The organism is Acetivibrio saccincola, assembly GCF_002844395.1.
GTDB lineage: Bacteria > Bacillota > Clostridia > Acetivibrionales > Acetivibrionaceae > Herbivorax > Herbivorax saccincola.
Map to the genome: position 1 here is coordinate 1,360,881 of NZ_CP025197.1, position 16,920 is coordinate 1,377,800.

Genomic DNA, 16,920 nt, shown 5'->3' on the forward strand with positions numbered 1-16,920 from the left:
CTAATAATATTATAACCCATTTATTATATTTTGTACAGTGTTTAGTGAAAAGATTTTACAAAAAAAATGAATATGGATATCAAAAGCAGGAAATACTTAAACAGGGTGATAGATATGGAGAACATTAATAGCCAGAAAACAGCTACATTTAGTACCATTGTCCTGGTTGTAGGCGGGTTGGTTTTTGCCCTGGTTTCCCTACTGGGATATTCTTTTATTTTTGGATTTGTAGGTGTTATTATGGGCATATTAGCAACAAAAAATGGCAGTAAAGCAGGACTTACCGTTATAATTGTAAATATGATTTTTATGGCTATAGGTTTAATATTTAGTGAGATAATTGCAGATTATATAATGAATCTGATTAGTTAACATAAAATTCAACAATACCATCCGATATCACTTGGTTTTTTAGTTACCTTATTATGTATATTTGGATATTATATACACCGTGGTTACGTATAGCCTTCATTTCAGAATTTATTGTCATTTTCCCATGCATACAGTATAATGATTTGTATGTGAAGTTTAATTTATTTTAACATGCCAATTGTGTATAAAAAGCAATTTTAAAAGCAATTTTATTTATATAAAAATAATATTAAAAAAATAATTTAAACAATTTTAATTTGTATAAAATTAATTTGTATAAAATTAATTTGTATAAAAAGTAATTTTATTTTCAGAAAAGAGGTAGTGAAGATGATTGATAAAGAACGTGTAAAGGCAGCTGTCAGAGAGATACTTATAGCTATTGGAGAAGATCCTGATAGAGAAGGACTGGTGGAAACACCTGACAGGGTGGCAAGAATGTATGAAGAGATTTTTGCAGGGCTTTATACCGACCCTAAGGATTGCATTAAAGTGTTTCAGGAAAACACTCATGAAGAAATGATTCTTGTAAAAGACATTCCTATGTATTCGGTATGTGAACACCACCTGCTTCCCTTTGTAGGTGTTGCCCACGTGGTTTATATACCCAGAAAGGGCAAGATATTAGGCCTTAGCAAACTTGCCAGGATTGTAGATATTATTGCCAAAAAACCACAGCTTCAGGAGCGTTTGACCAGCGAAGTTGCAGATATAATTATGAACAGCATAAACCCATTGGGGGTTGCTGTAGTTGTTGAAGCGGAACATTTGTGTATGACAATGAGGGGTGTAAAGAAACCGGGGTCTAAAACCGTGACTTCAGCCTTAAGGGGCATAATAAAAACCGATGCCAGAACCAGGTCAGAGGTAATGTCACTTATAAACGGCCTGTAATTTCTCCTTTAATTTATTTTTTCTGACATAAGTTTTTGATATAAATTTTTATAGTAAAAATATTAAAGTGATAAATTAATCTTTTAAAAAGGGTTAAACGCCTTTAAGAGGGCTTTTTACAAATAAGCAAGGAGATTTTACATCAATCCAAAGCAGACAACAAGGGAGTGTCGTTAGAACAATTTCCATATGTTGCATTTTAAATCATATTTTAGCTTTTTGTCACACTTGCGTTTTCTCGAAGCAGTAACGGCATTTTCCAAATCATCCAATGTGCTGATGTTATTTAGTATATATAAACCGATTTCATGGGTTTTTGTTTCCTGTAAATCTATTAAGAGTCCCTCCGTACAAATTTCAAACAATTCGTTAATGATAGTTCCGTCCATGTTTTCTTTTGTCCATGTTTTCTTTTCCTGATTTTTTTAATGCTTGTGACACTTTATAATTCAAAACATTCTTATATTGGGATATATCGCGTAAATATGTGTTGTCCATGTACCGTCGTCATGACATAAATAAGCGTATTCATTCATCAAGCTGTCTATTTTAAAGGAGTCTAAAGGCTCTTTCATATGACTCATGTATAGCAGTCTGGCAAGTTTCTCTTTTGTTACCGAATCCAGTTGTACGATGCTGTTGCCGTTATCGGTCACAGTAATCATCCTTTCCGTTTATTCATCTAACAAATCTTCTGACTTGCTATTTACGATATATACATTCAAATACTCTTTTTTTTATCAAAAAATTGAAAGCATTACTTGCTAAAATTCTATCTACATTTATAATAACTGCTTTACATATAACAACTGATTACCAATGGTCAAATAAGCATAGGTGTTAAAAAAATTGCCAATGCTCAGTGAAAATTTGTTTAATTGTATATTTAGGTTTAGATTTAATGCTTGTTATTATTTCCTGTTTTATCTTATTTTAGATTATATAATAAATTCTAATAAATTTCGACTGAAGGGAGATGCGGCTTTAGGCGCTTTGTTTTTTAAGTACTTTTCAGGAAGGGACAGTTAGCGTAAAGTTATTGTAGGGAATGAGACATAAAATACCATATATAATTGAAAAGAAGATGACATCCTGTTAAGATATTAATTAAGCAAAAATAATAAATAGAAAGGATGACATCTTCTATGTATAATAGTATACAACATTTTAATGAATTTGGGGTAAAAAGAATTGAAAAAAAGATAAAAAATTTTATTGAAGAAGGAAAAGACTTAGCTGATCTTGTTCTTGGTCTAAAAGAAGATTTATTTAAACTTGGACGCGATATACTTAAAGAAGTGCTTGAAGATATGGATGAATATTTCCGTAACTGTGAAATAAGGAAACAGTATTGGGAAATTATAAGAAAAGATAAAACAGCTATTTTAACGACATTTGGAACACTAAGTTATAACAGGACATATTTTAAGCATAAGGAAAATGGTAATAGACAACACCTAGTCGACAGGATTGTAGGTGTAGAACCACATGACAGAGTAAGTGCCGATGTTGTAATTAATGCAATAGATGAAGCAGCTGACAGCAGCTACAGAAAGGCAGGAGAAAAGGCGACATATATTGATGAAATCAGCAAACAAGCAGTGATGAATAAAATACATAATATTGAAATAGTTGAGCCTGAAATAAAAGTAGATAAAAAAGAGAGAAGTAAAAATATTGTATGTTGAGGCCGATGAGGACCATGTAGCATTACAACAAAAAAGTATATTGAGACAGAATGAGAAGGGCAAGAGAAATACAATTATGCCAAAACTTGTATATGTGCATGAGGGAATTGACTTTGAAAAAAAGTAATAAGAAGAGAAAAGTATTAAAGAATGTTCGATATTTTGGGGGAGTGTATAAGAATTCAGAAGATTTGTGGCTTGAAGTATCGGAATACATATATAAACAATATGACGTTGATTTTTTAGAGACGGTGTATATATCAGGAGATGGGGCGTCATGGATAAGGCAAGGAGTTAACTGTCTTTCAAAAAGTAAATTTGTACTTGATAGATACCATCTTCAAAAATACGTAAGAGTTGCGACCACACATTTAAATGATGAAGCAATAAGCCAAGATTTACAGGAGGCTTTGAATTTATCTGATAAAAAAATGCTAACAAAGGTTTTTAAAAAGATAATTGAAAAGACAGGCGATAATGAAAATAAAATAAAGGCTATAAAAAATGCAAAGCGATATATTTTAAATAATTGGGATGGTATAGAAATAAGGTCAAACAGAGGAATAGTGGGTTGTAGTGCTGAAGGTCATGTGAGTCATGTATTTTCATCCCGTTTAAGTTCAAGACCTAAAGGCTGGTCGAGAAAAGGTGTAGAAAAGATGTCAAAGCTAATAATATACAAGAAGAATGGCGGTAAGGTATATGACATAGTTATGGCACAAAAACAAAAAAAGTTAGCATCTAGTAGGCAAGAAATTCAGGAAAAATTAATTAAGGAATTAAAGAAGTCATCAAACAGGTATGAGAGTGTATGGAATAGTAATTTAACTGTTATTCATAAGGGGTGTAAAACTGGTTTATATAAAGAATTAAGGCGTATTATAGGTATATGCGGATAGGGATGAGGTAATAATAAAGCAAAAATTACGGGAAAGTTTACAAGTAAGCCTATCCAATAGGAATTATACATATCTGGAAAAAAGACAAAGAAAAAGAAAAAACATAAAAAAAGAAAAAGAAAAGAAAAAAGCAAAACTTTAGTACCATGACCCGCGGAGCCCTACTACTTGTCAAGGCCGGGCTTTGCCCGCTTGTTTTAGCCTTGACAAAATGGAAAATGGTACAATAGAAATACTTTTTTCTTTTAAAAGTAGCGTTAAAATGTGAAGGAACATAGATAACAAAACGTACTAATTTGTCACAAGTATTGAGTAAAATGAATTCTTTATAGAAAGAAAGAGTTATATGGTATAATAGACAATAAGTTAGAGGAATTATAAAAGAAAATAAGGCTCAAAATGATGTAAAACACTTTCGTTACTAAGAGACCGTTATTTGAAATAGTTGCACAAATAAAAAATGGGATGCCATCTACTTTTCTTTTTCCTACAATAAATTGACGCTATCGATGTTAAATAGATAATTGACATTGCTTGGAATTAGTGATATTTTGTTTATATTATAAAAACTTAAGGAGTGAGCGCAGTGAAAAGAAAAAATTTATTAGCTGTTGTATTGGTTATAGCTCTGGTTTTAAGTTTTATTAACCCGGTGGTCTATGCCAGACAGGAAGAAATAACCGTACACTTTAACGGAGCAATAACAATGATTTTGGATGGGGAAGAGTTTATTCCTTTAGAAACAGACGGTTCGTATCTTATACCTGTAATTTACAATGGCCGTACATATCTTCCGGTAAGGGCATTGTGCGATGCTCTGAAATTATTCGTTGACTGGGATGCTTCCACCAAAACGGTTTCCATCGGAGGAGGTGAGTGGGTACCACCTCAAAAGGTAACTCCGAAAGGTTCAAAAGACAGAAGTCTTCGAACCGGTAAGGCATATAAAGATACTGATTTAAAAATGGTTTTGTATGGGAACCCATTCAATCCGAGAGAAGCAGACGGTACATTGGTTTATCCCATTTTGGTTAACAACAGAACATATTTACCTCTTAGGGCATTGTGTGATGCGGTGGGAGTGGATGTGCAATGGGACGGAAATACAAGCACAATAACCATGACCAGCACCGGCAAAGGTCCGAAAAAGGACGGGGAATATATACATGATGGTAGTACCTATGAAGAAAATATTTCTTATTTTCAGGATCTTGAGCCCATTTATAATGTATCCGAGGATCAGGTATTTAAATTTAAGTTAAAGCTTTCAGATGCTCCTTTTGCGTCTTTTGGCATTAAAAATATGTTTAAGGTGTTTTCCGATAGGGATTGTACTACGGAGTTGATAGCAAGAGTTGATTACGATGAAGAATCAAACATTATTACAATAAAGCCTGATGACTCTTCATGGGGAATGTACCCAAGAAAAGGTGTTGATGTCAAAGGCCTGTCATGGGGTGGATTGCAAAAATATTACATAGTTATTTATCATGACTTAAATGCTACGGAAGTAACTAAGTTGAGCAAACCAATGAGACTAATGTTTACAGTGGGTTCCGACATTCCGATACCTACTGTGAAGGTTAAAAAGGACAATAACGGGAATATAATTCTTACTTGGAATAAAATAGAGGGTGCGCAAAAATATAAGATTTACAGAGGCAGCAGATATGAGATGGAGCTTTTAAAAGAAACAACAGAGAACAGTATGTCAATGACTGCGGAAGAATATGCTGATGTTGTTATGAACTCTTATTTGTCGGATGTATATAGCTATGCAGTTACGTCAGTAGTTGGCGGGAAGGAATCCAGACTTAGCAATATAATAGAAGGAGAGGACTATATTTCAATAGCACCGAGTAAATTGACAGCCTCCAGTTATTACTATGTCGGAGAGGATTTTGATTATGAGAATATCTTTTCACTTCCCAAATCCGTGAGTGTCGATTATCTTGAGTATATTTCCAGCGATGTTCCCGGAAGATTTGGAAGTTATAAAACTTCAAACCATAAAGTAGTATGGGATTTTTCAAAGGATAGCGACGAATATTTCCCAACCTATGAAGGTAAGGTTTTAGGAACTAACTTCAAACTGAAGGCTACTTTTTATGATGGTCCTCCGACCTCTGACGAAATAGCAATGTTTTTGGATGATTCAAAATCCTCTGAAAATACAATTATAGGCGGAGCGGAGGATTTGAAGGATATTATAGATATTAAATCCGTTCCCGACGCCGATGAGATTAGCTCTGGCATTCAAAGCAATGATAATGTCGTTGAAGTAGCCGAAACAACTACAGAAAACCGGAAGCCCTTTGAGCAGGTTTTGGTTGAAGGTTTGATGGAGAGAAAAAAATCAATATATGTGGGAAATTACCCGGAGGCTGAGGATTCCACATATCTTGAGGATGTTATTTTAAAGGTTATAGTACAAAACCCGTTAATTCTCGATGAGAGCCGTTTTGGATATGATTATAGGACAAAATCCGTATTGGTTGAGTATAAATCCACTGCGGAAGTGGTTGAGAAAAAACAGAAAGAAATAAAGGAAAAGGTTAAAAGTGTTGTGGAACAGGTTATTAAGCCCGGCATGTCGTTATATGAAAAGGAGTTGGCTTTGCACGATTGGTTGGTTGATAACGGAGAATACCATCATGAAATATTGGACGCATACTTTGAAGGAAAATCCCTTAATGAAATAGCTGAGATTTATCCCGATTCCTTTAATGCATACGGAATACTGATTAACGGTCTGGGAGTATGTCAGAGCTATGCGGAAGCCTTCAAGCTGCTGTGTGATGAAGCCGGTGTTCCTTGTGTTGTTGCTACCGGAGATCTTCAGACCGTTCCTCATGCATGGAATATGGTAAAGATAGGTGAGAAATGGGCCCATGTTGACGTGACCAATAATGACATAGGAATAGATTATCCGGTGTTTAATGCTACAGATAATTCAATAGCACTGGAATACGCATTGAACAGCGAGTTTGAAATTGACAGCCATCTGGTAAATTATGTTGCAGATTCATATGAGTATGATTATTATTATGTCAATGATTTATATGCCAGCAGTCCTGAAGAATTAAAGGAAAAGCTTATTGACTCCTTCAGTGACCCTGATGAACAATACAGCATTAAAATATTAAACTGGGCTCCGACTCAGGATGAAATAATGGATTGTTTCAGCGAGGTATATATGGAGTATAATAAACCTGCCAGCTTATCGATGTTTGCATCGGTATTGTATGGAAAGAAAGAGGAATAATGATGAGTAAGCAGTACTTTTAAATTGCTTGGCTAGAATAGGCTTTAAAAACCTTGGAACATATTGTTTCTCGGTTTTTAAGGCCTTTTTTTCATTTGTGGCTTCTATACGAAAAGAATGTATAATAAATATATAAATACATTTGATTTAATTGCTGTTATATGACTGTTGTGAAGAGTAATAATGTATGATATTATTCATATATAATAAACAAAATAATATCCGGAAATAGTTTTAACACTGCGCTTTACAAAGCATGATTTTGCGAACGGAGGATTACGGCATTGGATAACAGATTTGATAAAAGCAAAGATGTAACCCATGTATCAATTAACGGCATAGAATTGATCCAGTTTAATAACTTGTTAAAATATAAGGATGTTATTACCCACTGTTTTACCACCAGGCACGGAGGGGTAAGCCAAAAACCCTATGAGTCGTTGAACATGGCCTTTAATAAAAAGGATGAAAGAGAAAATGTGGAAGAAAACTACAGAAGGGTGGCTAAGGCGCTGGAAATTGAAATTGAGAACATGGTTCTTTCAAATCAGGTGCATGATAGCAAAATTCGGGTGGTAACCGAGGAGGACAGAGGCAAGGGCATTATAAGGCAGAGCGATATAATTGGATTTGACGGACTTGCTACAAACAGAAGAAAAGTGGCACTGGTTACCTTTTATGCCGACTGTGTACCTGTTTTTCTGTTTGATCCGGTAAAAACCGTAATTTCAATTGCTCATTCCGGCTGGCGCGGTACGGTGAAGGAAATAGCAAAAGAGGCTGTAAGGAAAATGAAAGATGCTTTTTTTTGCGAACCGAAGGATATCTTGGCAGCGATAGGTCCCTCAATCGGCAGGTGCTGTTTTGAGGTGGGGGATGAGGTATATAGGGAATTTGAAGCAAACATTGAGTGGAGCACGAAATACTGTGAAAAAAAAGACGGGAAATGGTATTTTGATCTTCCTGCGGTAATTAAAAACAGTCTTTTAAATGAAGGGCTTGCGGATGATAATATTGTTTTAAGCGGTATATGTACCAAATGCAACAAAGACATGTTTTTTTCACACCGGGGCGACAATGGCAAAACCGGGACTCTTGCGGGTATTATGATGATTAATTGATTATATGATTGAAAAAAGACAAGTTTATCGATTATTGAAAAAAGAAAAGTTTGACAATGATTGAAAATGAGGGATCATTACTGGCAGTTGATATTATACAAAGGAAAAAGTTTTATCAGTACCGGTGTATTGATAAAAATATAAATCAGGGAGAGATACGTTTTGAAAAAGAGGACGTTATTGCTTGTTGTATTTATATTCATAAATGTGCTAATAACAGGCTGCAATGTGGATTTAAACAGTCTTTTGGGTGAAAATTCAGGTAACGATTACAGTTTTTTAAATAATGATATAGATGATATATTGGATACCGGGCCTGTAAAAAGCGGTGTATTGAACCTGTTTTCCACCGCTCCCGATACTCTGAATCCGATATTGACGGCTAATGCCTTTGTCAAGGATTATTCTTGCTTTATATATGAAAGTCTTGTTAAGCTCAATGATAAGCAAAAACCCGTACCGGTGTTGGCAGAGAGATGGGAGCCGTCTGAAGGCGGAAAGGTGTGGACTTTTTATTTAAGGGACAATGTTTACTGGCATGATAACATTCGTTTATCGGCGGAGGATGTGGAATTTACGGCAAGTACCATAGTGAATGCCGGTTCCAAAAGCCCCTATGCCTCCAGCTTTAAAAATGTTGTAAGCTTTTCGGCTGTTGACTCAAAAACCTTCAGGGTTGAAATGGACGGTCCCAATTCCTTTACTCCCGAGCTTATGACTTTTCCCATAATTCCAAAACATTATTACTTGGGGGAAGACATTATGAATACGCCAAAAAATGACAGACCTATCGGGACAGGGCCGTATAAATTTGTAGAGTATAGAGAGAACGAGTTTATAAGACTTGAGGACAATGAGAGCTGGTGGAAAAATTCCGATACAGATGAGAGCGGGCTTACCTTGCCGTATATCACGGAGATTAATATAAAAATATACGGAAAGGACAGTTCTGTAACCAATGCCTTTCAGTCCAGGGAAGTTGACATGATCATAGCCGATACAAAGAATTGGATCGGTTACAGCGGAAGATCGGATATAACTCTTAAGAAATATGTGAGCAACAGGTTTGAATTTATTGCCTTTAACCTGTCCAACAAAATTCTCAAGGAAAAAGAAGTAAGAAAAGCGATAGCCTATGCTGTTGACCGGAGCAAGCTTGTAAATGATGTTATGCCCGGTGAGGCAGTGGTGTCGGACTTGCCTGTAATTCCGGATACATGGTTGTATGATACAAACATTGTTTCCTATGAAAGGGATGTTGAAAAAGCAAAGCAAATACTTAATGACAGTGGGTGGACGGAGAGAAACGGTGTTTTATACAAGAGGATAAACGGTGTTAATACTTCTCTTACTCTGGAGTTATTGGTGAATACCGATAACGAACGTAGACTCGAGGTGGCAAAGGAAATACAAGGCCAGCTTCAGGAAGTGGGAATTGCTCTGAATATCAAAGAGGTAACATGGGAAGATGAGCTAAATAAAGTAAAATCCGGTAAGTTTGATATGGCTTTTGTTGGATGTAATGTGCCGTCAATACCGGACATATCCTTTTTGTACTCATCGGCTGAAATCGGAACGGGTATTAATATTGCCGGCTACGAAAATGAGATTGTAGATAGTTATTTGTCTATGATTTTACGGGAAACAGACTCATCAATGAAGAAAGCATATTTTATTAACATGAAAGAAGCAATATACGAGGATATGCCGTATCTCGGATTATATTTCTTTTACGATGCGGCTATATACAACAAAAGAATCAGGGGAGAGTTTAACCCTTGTATATGGAGCAAGTATGATAATTTTGCAAAATGGTATATACCTGATGTGGAATAGTTTTAAAGTTAGCGTAAAGTTATTGTAGGGAATGAGACATAAAATACCATATATAATTGAAAAGAAGATGACATCCTGTTAAGATATTAATTAAGCAAAAATAATAAATAGAAAGGATGACATCTTCTATGTATAATAGTATACAACATTTTAATGAATTTGGGGTAAAAAGAATTGAAAAAAAGATAAAAAATTTTATTGAAGAAGGAAAAGACTTAGCTGATCTTGTTCTTGGTCTAAAAGAAGATTTATTTAAACTTGGACGCGATATACTTAAAGAAGTGCTTGAAGATATGGATGAATATTTCCGTAACTGTGAAATAAGGAAACAGTATTGGGAAATTATAAGAAAAGATAAAACAGCTATTTTAACGACATTTGGAACACTAAGTTATAACAGGACATATTTTAAGCATAAGGAAAATGGTAATAGACAACACCTAGTCGACAGGATTGTAGGTGTAGAACCACATGACAGAGTAAGTGCCGATGTTGTAATTAATGCAATAGATGAAGCAGCTGACAGCAGCTACAGAAAGGCAGGAGAAAAGGCGACATATATTGATGAAATCAGCAAACAAGCAGTGATGAATAAAATACATAATATTGAAATAGTTGAGCCTGAAATAAAAGTAGATAAAAAGAGAGAAGTAAAAATATTGTATGTTGAGGCCGATGAGGACCATGTAGCATTACAACAAAAAAGTATATTGAGACAGAATGAGAAGGGCAAGAGAAATACAATTATGCCAAAACTTGTATATGTGCATGAGGGAATTGACTTTGAAAAAAGTAATAAGAAGAGAAAAGTATTAAAGAATGTTCGATATTTTGGGGGAGTGTATAAGAATTCAGAAGATTTGTGGCTTGAAGTATCGGAATACATATATAAACAATATGACGTTGATTTTTTAGAGACGGTGTATATATCAGGAGATGGGGCGTCATGGATAAGGCAAGGAGTTAACTGTCTTTCAAAAAGTAAATTTGTACTTGATAGATACCATCTTCAAAAATACGTAAGAGTTGCGACCACACATTTAAATGATGAAGCAATAAGCCAAGATTTACAGGAGGCTTTGAATTTATCTGATAAAAAAATGCTAACAAAGGTTTTTAAAAAGATAATTGAAAAGACAGGCGATAATGAAAATAAAATAAAGGCTATAAAAAATGCAAAGCGATATATTTTAAATAATTGGGATGGTATAGAAATAAGGTCAAACAGAGGAATAGTGGGTTGTAGTGCTGAAGGTCATGTGAGTCATGTATTTTCATCCCGTTTAAGTTCAAGACCTAAAGGCTGGTCGAGAAAAGGTGTAGAAAAGATGTCAAAGCTAATAATATACAAGAAGAATGGCGGTAAGGTATATGACATAGTTATGGCACAAAAACAAAAAAAGTTAGCATCTAGTAGGCAAGAAATTCAGGAAAAATTAATTAAGGAATTAAAGAAGTCATCAAACAGGTATGAGAGTGTATGGAATAGTAATTTAACTGTTATTCATAAGGGGTGTAAAACTGGTTTATATAAAGAATTAAGGCGTATTATAGGTATATGCGGATAGGGATGAGGTAATAATAAAGCAAAAATTACGGGAAAGTTTACAAGTAAGCCTATCCAATAGGAATTATACATATCTGGAAAAAAGACAAAGAAAAAGAAAAAACATAAAAAAAGAAAAAGAAAAGAAAAAAGCAAAACTTTAGTACCATGACCCGCGAAGCCCTACTACTTGTCAAGGCCGGGCTTTGCCCGCTTGTTTTAGCCTTGACAAAATGGAAAATGGTACAATAGAAATACTTTTTTCTTTTAAAAGTAGCGTTAAAATGTGAAGGAACATAGATAACAAAACGTACTAATTTGTCACAAGTATTGAGTAAAATGAATTCTTTATAGAAAGAAAGAGTTATATGGAATAATAGACAATAAGTTAGAGGAATTATAAAAGAAAATAAGGCTCAAAATGATGTAAAACACTTTCGTTACTAAGAGACCGTTATTTGAAATAGTTGCACAAATAAAAAATGGGATGCCATCTACTTTTCTTTTTCCTACAATAAATTGACGCTATCAGCGGTTGTTTAGTTCTTGACATCCAATTAATACTTTTATATAATTTATTTAACGGAACTTTATACCTAAGATTGCTAATTTAAAAAGGGAGTTTTTATGTAATAAACTTCCTTTAAATTAATTTTACAAATACTTTATATGGTGGAAAGACTGAAATTACTCAATTAGCCAGGATTATTAGAAAAATACCTTATAAATAAAGAGGGAAAAAAGGGGAATCTTAAAATGGGCGAGTGTGTTTTTTGTAAAATTATTAGAAAAGAAATACCTTCCACAATTTATCTTGAAAATGAAAAAGTAATAGCTATAAAAGATATCAATCCAGCAGCTCCAGTTCATGTGTTAATCATTCCCAAAGAACATATTGAAAATGTAAAAGATATAAATGAAAATAATGGTGAAATACTTGTAGATATTCATTTGGCAGCAAACAAAGTTGCAGATGAATTGGGTATTTCTCAGAAAGGTTACAGGCTTATCACAAACGTTGGTAAAGATGCCGGTCAGACGGTTTTTCATTTGCATTACCACCTTCTAGGCGGTATGGAAATGGGGGAAAAAATAATATAAAATAATTATTTAATTTTGGCAACCGTATTGCAATATAATGTAAATTATGATATTATTTTATTAAGTCTTGTTTATCATTTATGTATATCACCTGACTTAAAAAATATGAAAATTATATTGTGCTATTAGTGTAATGTTAACGCAATTAAAAATAGTAATTAAAATACAAAAATTCATTTCCCAACTGAGTTTTTGTAGTTTAAAAATAATAAGGATTAAAAATTAGGGGGGGCAATAATGAAAAAAAACCTTAGGAAAACGTTTCAAAGCATACTTTCTTGTATCACTGTATTTACACTAATTATAGGAATTATGGCTGGGGGTGCTGTATTTGCTAAATATCAGGACTATACCCTGGAAGAACTAATTAATGAAAGCATGGGACTTTCAAAAAGCGAAAGAGAAGACTTGCTTAATGAATTAACACAAGAAGATCTGGACAGATTTAGAAACGAAGTGAAAAACATGTCATTGCGCGAAAAAGGTGAACTGGTAATAAAAATAATAGCGGATGACGATTTGGCTAGATTTTTAAGAGAAGTCCTGCTTACAGACCCTTCATACGACTTGACAATTGAAGACTTGAAGAATTTTATAAAAAACAGAGTAAAAGACCCACTTGAACGCCTTATACTAGAAATAATCGGTCTTTCACTGGAAGAAAAAGGAGAAGCGTTTTCTGAATTTATTGATGATTTTGAAAAGCAAATAAAAGAACTAACAAAGGAAAATTACCTGGAGTACGCTATAATTCTCAGTGAGAAGCTCAATAACATGACCAGAGAGGAAATAGAAAAAGCTCTTAATAAAATTGTAGACTACTCAATATCACGCAGGGAAGATATTGTTTACTTCCTAAAACAAGTCGGGGCAGTTGAGTTTGATCTTGACACAACAGGTTTTGAAAAAATAGCTGCTGATTTTAATGCGGAGATAACAGGAGACCCTCATGATGACTTTGGAATAAAACTGGTATTCTGCTTGCTTGATGTACTTGCTAATCTATCACTATCACCATCTGTGCGCGACCATGCTGAAGATCCGTACAAAGTACAAATATACGTAAACTTTCCTTCATCAAAGAAGGATCAATTAAGCAAGTTACTAGGATTCCTTGATGTATTTAAGAGAAGAGGAGTAACAGACATAGACAAGTTCTTTGATTATATGACTAACTTCATAAACCGTCATGATGATATGCAGATATATTACTTTAAAGCAGAAGTGCAATATCGGCTTGGTACGAGAAGATACAGCGGATCATTACCAAAACCACCAGAAACACCTGAACCAACGGAATCACCAGAGCCAACAGAAACACCTGAACCAACGGAATCACCAGAGCCAACAGAAACACCTGAACCAACGGAATCACCAGAGCCAACAGAAACACCTGAACCAACGGAATCACCAGAGCCAACAGAAACACCTGAACCAACAGAGTCACCTGAACCAACGGAAACACCGGATCCAACAGAAACGCCTGAACCAACGGAATCACCAGAGCCACCAGAAACACCTGAACCAACGGAATCACCAGAGCCACCAGAAACACCTGAACCAACGGAATCACCAGAGCCACCAGAAACACCTGAACCAACGGAATCACCAGAGCCACCAGAAACACCTGAACCAACGGAATCACCAGAGCCACCAGAAACACCTGAACCAACAGACGAACCTGAAGACCCAACACAAACACCAACAACATCACCAAAACCAACTTCAAGCAAACCTCCTTCAGGTGGTGGAAGAATTATTAGCACACCAACGCCAACACCTACACCTACACCAACACCTGACGAAGATATTGAAGAGCCAGTTGAAACAGAAGTTCCTGGCGGACCGGACGATGAAATTAACTTTACTGACATAGATGGCCACTGGGCTAGGGAAATAATATTAAAACTTGCAAAAATGGGTATAGTTAACGGTTATCCTGATGGAACAATCAGACCTGATGCAAGTATAACAAGAGCTGAAATGGCAGTAATTGTTGTTCATGCTGCAGGATTGAAGCCGGCAGAAAAGGTAGACCTTAAATTTGAAGACAGTGCACAAATCCCTGAGTGGGCAGCGGGCTTTATCCAAACAGCAGTAGAAAATAATATTATAGTAGGATATGAAGACAACACATTCAGGGCATCAAGAGAACTTTCCAGGGAAGAAATGGTTGTCCTAATTCTGAAAGCATTTGACATAGCAGCAGAAAATGGTCTTGAGCAGCCTGCATTTATAGATAGAGATGAAATAGGCAAGTGGGCTATGGACTACATAACAAAATCAGTAGAACTGAACATTGTAAAAGGATATCCGGACAACACATTTAAGCCTAAGAGAAATGTTACAAGGGCAGAAGCTTTTGTAGTGCTATACAATACCATGTTGGATAGAGGCTTAATTCCTTCTGATGACAATGGGGAAGATGTAAAAGATGATGCTGATAAAGATGACAGCGGGGATGAAGGCAGCCAGGAGGAAAGTGACAGCGGTGAAGAAGACAGCAGTGAGGAATAATAAAATAAATAGTTAATGACTTATGTAAATCAGACAACTGGGGAAACTTATTCCAGTTGTCTGATTTGTTAAATTTGAAAAAATCTCTTGAGACTTCAACGATATAGTGATATAATTTACTTTGCAGCAAGAATTAAATGGTATTTAAATAAAACAACAATATCAGCATAAAGTACAATAACAAACAAAAGAAGGATGAGAAAAATGATAGACATACATTGTCATATTCTAGATGGACTTGATGACGGGCCTCAATCCTTGGATGAGTCTGTTGAATTGTGCGGCAAGCTTAAAGAGGCAGGAATAAGCAGTATTATTGCAACACCCCACTATATGATAGGTGGCGGTTATGCACCTACACCTGAGACAATAAAGTCTAAAATGGATAATTTAAAAGGTGTTCTTAAAGAAAAGAACATTGATTTAAATATTTATTCAGGTATGGAGGTGTTTGCAGACCATGAAATAGCCGATGGAATAGAGAACGGGGAAATCCTCACGCTTAATAATACTAAATATGTACTTATTGAATTTCCTATGGACATTGTTCTTAAACAAGCTTCAAATTTAGTTTTTTCTCTACTAGTTGAAGGATATGTACCTATAATTGCTCACCCAGAGAGGTACACCACAGAATACAGAAAAACCAACGTCTTACAGGATCTTGTTAATAATGGAGCTCTAATTCAGATTAATTCCGGCAGCATACTTGGATATCACGGTAAAAGGGTTCAAAAAGAAGCTTTTGCTCTCATAAATGAGGAAATGGCGCACATTGTTGCTTCTGATTCTCACGGACAGCACAGATTCTTAAAGGACAAGGATGATTTAGAGGCAAAATTAGTTAAATTCTGTGGTATGGAAAATACTCAAAAACTTATGTACACAAATCCATTGATGGTACTGGAAGATAAAGATGTGGAATATCTTACAAAACCAAAGAAAAGTTTCTTTTTGCTAGAGATATTTAAAAACATAAGATACAACACATAAATTACTGAAGATTGGCTAGAATTTCAGCTGTTTTCAAGTTAGTTGGCAGTTTATATGATTTTAAAAAGGGGTTTTTATATGAAAAAAGCAATTATAATTATATTAGCCATATTGCTAGCCGTTTTCATAGGAATCATTTTACCTATCCTGATTAATAATGGTGCTTCGGGGAGTCCAGATGTAAACAATTCAGAAGGAGAGGTGGATATTATAGAATCAGGTGAGCCAGATGACATCCCAGGCGGACCTGGAAGTGTGCAAAATTCAGCTGACCTTGATACTGACGCTCCAGAGGACACATCTGTAAACAACTCAGAAAACAGCTCAGAAAATGACCCTGCACCAACGGACAAACAAACAAATGCTCCAGGTGGAGATAACAACGGGGCAGATGAAGAAGGTAATAATGATTCAGATGCAGAAAACAAAATTTTATCAGAATCATGGGTTGAAGAGATGATCAGGGAATACGGACACCACATTAGCGATGACGATTTAGAGGACTTAAGAAGGCTTTATTCAAAGGTAGACATTGCTTATCTGCAAGGCATAATGGAAGATGGCTATACAGATGAAGAAGTAGAAGAAGTCAAAGAATACCTTAAAGCGACACTTGGCAGTGATTATCTAAGAGGAAGAGAGTTATTTTACAAGTATTCCTATTTAATGGCGGAAATAGAAATTTAAT

13 protein-coding genes and 1 pseudogene are annotated in these 16,920 nt (G+C 35.1%); 12 read left to right on the top strand and 2 right to left on the bottom strand.

The window, feature by feature from the left end:
* The first annotated feature begins 72 nt into the window (after nucleotides 1–72).
* Entirely contained in the window at nucleotides 73–372 is a 300-nt protein-coding gene (locus tag HVS_RS06070) for a hypothetical protein (protein WP_242971598.1), read from the top strand.
* Between the two features lie 330 nt (nucleotides 373–702).
* Nucleotides 703–1,266, top strand: a complete 564-nt coding sequence (folE, locus tag HVS_RS06075; RefSeq protein ID WP_101300214.1) for a GTP cyclohydrolase I FolE — start codon at nucleotides 703–705, stop codon at nucleotides 1,264–1,266.
* A gap of 173 nt (nucleotides 1,267–1,439) precedes the next feature.
* Here the strand turns inward: folE and HVS_RS16495 are convergent, their stop codons facing one another.
* Both HVS_RS16495 and HVS_RS06080 read right to left on the bottom strand, forming a co-directional pair.
* The gene (locus HVS_RS16495) at nucleotides 1,440–1,631 is read right to left on the bottom strand and encodes a hypothetical protein (protein ID WP_207654783.1); all 192 of its coding nucleotides are present in this window, start codon (nucleotides 1,629–1,631) and stop codon (nucleotides 1,440–1,442) included.
* An 84-nt stretch (nucleotides 1,632–1,715) separates the two neighbouring features.
* Complete coding sequence (locus HVS_RS06080) at nucleotides 1,716–1,931, bottom strand: hypothetical protein (RefSeq protein ID WP_159063406.1); 216 nt, start codon at nucleotides 1,929–1,931, stop codon at nucleotides 1,716–1,718.
* A gap of 480 nt (nucleotides 1,932–2,411) precedes the next feature.
* On the opposite strand from HVS_RS06080, the pseudogene HVS_RS17530 reads away from it, so the two are divergent.
* The 10 genes and pseudogenes from HVS_RS17530 to HVS_RS06125 all read left to right on the top strand — a co-directional run bounded on the left by HVS_RS17530 (nucleotide 2,412) and on the right by HVS_RS06125 (nucleotide 16,919).
* A pseudogene (locus HVS_RS17530) lies at nucleotides 2,412–3,081 on the top strand (UPF0236 family transposase-like protein).
* A complete protein-coding gene (locus tag HVS_RS17535) occupies nucleotides 3,068–3,853 on the top strand; it encodes a UPF0236 family transposase-like protein (RefSeq protein WP_278278682.1) in 786 nt (261 codons plus the stop codon). Before HVS_RS17530 ends, HVS_RS17535 begins: the two are co-directional and overlap by 14 nt.
* A 586-nt stretch (nucleotides 3,854–4,439) precedes the next feature.
* Nucleotides 4,440–7,118, top strand: coding sequence for a stalk domain-containing protein (locus HVS_RS06090; RefSeq protein ID WP_101300220.1), 2,679 nt, complete (start codon nucleotides 4,440–4,442; stop codon nucleotides 7,116–7,118).
* A 284-nt stretch (nucleotides 7,119–7,402) separates the two neighbouring features.
* Nucleotides 7,403–8,239, top strand: a complete 837-nt coding sequence (pgeF, locus tag HVS_RS06095; RefSeq protein WP_101300222.1) for a peptidoglycan editing factor PgeF — start codon at nucleotides 7,403–7,405, stop codon at nucleotides 8,237–8,239.
* A 162-nt stretch (nucleotides 8,240–8,401) separates the two neighbouring features.
* On the top strand, nucleotides 8,402–10,075 hold the full coding sequence (locus tag HVS_RS06100; RefSeq protein ID WP_101300224.1) for a peptide ABC transporter substrate-binding protein: 1,674 nt from the start codon (nucleotides 8,402–8,404) through the stop codon (nucleotides 10,073–10,075).
* 128 nt (nucleotides 10,076–10,203) lie between these two features.
* Nucleotides 10,204–11,643, top strand: a complete 1,440-nt coding sequence (locus tag HVS_RS06105) for an ISLre2 family transposase (RefSeq protein ID WP_235827484.1) — start codon at nucleotides 10,204–10,206, stop codon at nucleotides 11,641–11,643.
* 734 nt (nucleotides 11,644–12,377) lie between these two features.
* Complete coding sequence (locus HVS_RS06110; protein ID WP_101300227.1) at nucleotides 12,378–12,722, top strand: histidine triad nucleotide-binding protein; 345 nt, start codon at nucleotides 12,378–12,380, stop codon at nucleotides 12,720–12,722.
* Between the two features lie 237 nt (nucleotides 12,723–12,959).
* Nucleotides 12,960–15,239, top strand: a complete 2,280-nt coding sequence (locus tag HVS_RS06115; RefSeq protein ID WP_242971698.1) for an S-layer homology domain-containing protein — start codon at nucleotides 12,960–12,962, stop codon at nucleotides 15,237–15,239.
* A 204-nt stretch (nucleotides 15,240–15,443) separates the two neighbouring features.
* Complete coding sequence (locus tag HVS_RS06120; protein ID WP_101300229.1) at nucleotides 15,444–16,232, top strand: tyrosine-protein phosphatase; 789 nt, start codon at nucleotides 15,444–15,446, stop codon at nucleotides 16,230–16,232.
* 54 nt (nucleotides 16,233–16,286) lie between these two features.
* Complete coding sequence (locus HVS_RS06125; protein ID WP_159063407.1) at nucleotides 16,287–16,919, top strand: hypothetical protein; 633 nt, start codon at nucleotides 16,287–16,289, stop codon at nucleotides 16,917–16,919.
* Nucleotide 16,920: the final 1 nt, after the last annotated feature.